Origin of the sequence: Pseudomonas agronomica (assembly GCF_025917275.1) — a bacterium.
GTDB classification, from domain to species: Bacteria; Pseudomonadota; Gammaproteobacteria; order Pseudomonadales; family Pseudomonadaceae; genus Aquipseudomonas; species Aquipseudomonas agronomica.
Map to the genome: position 1 here is coordinate 1 of NZ_JAOSHO010000675.1, position 2,232 is coordinate 2,232.

Sequence of the window (2,232 nt, forward strand, 5' to 3'; positions counted from 1 at the left end):
AGCGAGCTTGCTCGCGATGGCGGCCTGACTGTCTGCAACATTTTTGGGTAATGACGGCTACTCGTCTTTTTTCATCAGCCCAGCCAACGCAGCGAACGGGTTATGGGTCGCCTTGGCGATCTTCGGTGTGCTCAGGGAACCGTCGCCAAAATATTGCTGGTCGGTGTAGCGCGAGTGCTCGTTGTCGTGGCAATACAAGCACAGCAGCTCCCAGTTGGAGCCGTCCTGGGGGTTGTTGTCGTGGTTGTGGTCGCGGTGGTGAACGGTCAGTTCGCTCAGGCGCTTGCCGGAAAACTCACGGGCGCAGCGGCCGCAGACGTGGGGGTACATTTTCAGGGCTTTGTCGCGATAGCCCATCTCCCGGTCGCGCTGGGCGTCGGCGAGGATGCGGTCCAGCTTGGCGGTGTTGGACGGTGGGGTGGACGAACTCATGGGTTCACCTTTGTAGAAAAGACTGAATGACGGTTGGACAGAGTTTAGCTCAGCCCTTGAGTTTCTCGGCAATCCAGATGGTGTGGCGGGTGCCTTTGTTGCCATGGGCGAACACCTGCACCTCCTCGGCCTTGAAGCCGGCCTTCTTCAACTTGTCGGAAAACTGCCGGTCGGCGCTGGCCGACCAGACCGCCAGCACGCCCTTGGGCCGCAGGGCCTTGGCGCAGGCGGCCAGGCCACCGGCCGAATACAACCAACTGTTGGCCTTTTGGGTCAGGCCTTCCGGGCCGTTATCGACATCCAGCATGATCGCGTCGAACCCCTGGGGTTCGGCTTGCAGCACCTTGGCCACGTCTTCCAGACGGATCACCGTGCGCGGGTCGGACAGGGGACGCCCGGCCTTTTCGCCCAAGGGGCCACGGTTCCACTCCACCACGCCCGGCACGAGTTCGGCCACCACCACTTCGGCGGTCTTGCCCAGGTGCTTGAGGGCGGAGGCGAGGGTGAAGCCCATGCCGAGGCCGCCGATCAGCACACGCGAGCCAGGGCGACCGGCGACCTTGCGGCAGGGAATCTCGGCCAGGGCGTCTTCGGAGCCGTGCATGCGGGTGTTCATCAACTGTCCGCCGTCACCGCCCTGGATCTTGATCACGAAATCTTCGCCGTATTCGAACAGGCACAGGGCACCGCCGTTGTCAGGGATAGGCGTGGTGTCGAGCAGAACAAAACGTTTCATGGAAATCTCATGGGAAAAGAGCAGACCGGCCCGGCAGGGGCTAGCCTGAAAGCAGACAATAGCCACGGAGCCATTGATGAAGTGCCTCATTCTACCGGCCATTGCCCTGGCGGCGCTCTCGATAAGTTGCGCCCAGGCCCAGCAGCCGACCATTCCGGTCAGCCCGCCCAGTATCCCGGGGTCGCCGGGCACCGCTACGCCCATGCCGTATCCGCCGGTCACGCCCAGCGGGGTGCCCAAGGTAGCGCCAGGGAACGGCCCGCCCCTGTTACCACCCATCGAAATGCCCAGGCCGCCCAAGGACCAGCCGATACCGGGTATGGAGCCGAAGCCGGAGAAGGCCAAGTCGCCGGGGGGATAGCTCGACCATACGACGCCATCCCCTGTGGGAGCGAGCTTGCTCGCGATGGCGGCGGGTCAGTGGGTATCAATGTTGATTGACACACCGCTATCGCGAGCAAGCTCGCTCCCACAGGTTCTGTGTTTCAACTGTTAGAAAGAATCAGACCTGCTGCGACAGCAACTGCCCATCGGCCATGCGCAGGCGCTTGGACAGGGAGACGGCGAGGGCGCGGATGATCTTGGCGGCAATCTTTGGCGCGTCGTTGAGCATTTTTTCCAAGGAATCCTTGCCCAGGTTCAGCAATTGGCAATCGGTGGCGGCGATGCAACTGGCCGAGCGCCGTTCGCCGTCGAGCACCGCCATTTCACCGAATGCCCGGCCGCTGCGCAGCGTGGCGATGGTCACTGGCTGGCCGTCGGGGCCGGTTTTCTGCACGGCCACCTGACCGGTGTGGAGGATGCACATGAAGCTGCCAGCATCGCCCTCGTGAAAAATCGCCTCGCCCTGGGCAATTGTGCTGATGCTGAAGTAACCCGACGCGGCGGCAAAGTCGACGGGCAGCAATTGGTCGAACAGACCGCAGTCCATCAGCCAGTCGCGGATTTCTTTGTTCAGTAAGGTCGGTTCTGACATGTCGTCACGGTCTTTTCTTGTGTTTGTTGCGGTTCTGGATTGTCATGAATGTATGGCGAACCCTAGTGGGAGCGAGCCTGCTCGCGAA

Annotated in this window: 4 protein-coding genes; 1 reads left to right on the forward strand and 3 read right to left on the reverse strand. The window is 62.0% G+C overall.

From position 1 onward, the window contains the following. Nucleotides 1-57: 57 nt before the first annotated feature. Both OC610_RS26060 and OC610_RS26065 read right to left on the reverse strand, forming a co-directional pair. Nucleotides 58-432, reverse strand: coding sequence for a YajD family HNH nuclease (locus OC610_RS26060; RefSeq protein WP_003184246.1), 375 nt, complete (start codon nucleotides 430-432; stop codon nucleotides 58-60). A gap of 49 nt (nucleotides 433-481) precedes the next feature. Further along, nucleotides 482-1,168 carry a spermidine synthase gene (locus OC610_RS26065; protein ID WP_264431932.1) on the reverse strand — a complete coding sequence of 229 codons (687 nt, stop codon included), beginning with the start codon at nucleotides 1,166-1,168 and terminating at the stop codon, nucleotides 482-484. Between the two features lie 76 nt (nucleotides 1,169-1,244). On the opposite strand from OC610_RS26065, the gene OC610_RS26070 reads away from it, so the two are divergent. Continuing rightward, nucleotides 1,245-1,529, forward strand: coding sequence for a hypothetical protein (locus OC610_RS26070; RefSeq protein WP_264431934.1), 285 nt, complete (start codon nucleotides 1,245-1,247; stop codon nucleotides 1,527-1,529). A 141-nt stretch (nucleotides 1,530-1,670) separates the two neighbouring features. On the opposite strand, the gene OC610_RS26075 is transcribed toward OC610_RS26070, so the two are convergent. Further along, nucleotides 1,671-2,144 (reverse strand): cyclic nucleotide-binding domain-containing protein, encoded by a 474-nt coding sequence (locus OC610_RS26075; RefSeq protein ID WP_264431937.1) that lies wholly within the window; start codon nucleotides 2,142-2,144, stop codon nucleotides 1,671-1,673. Nucleotides 2,145-2,232: the final 88 nt, after the last annotated feature.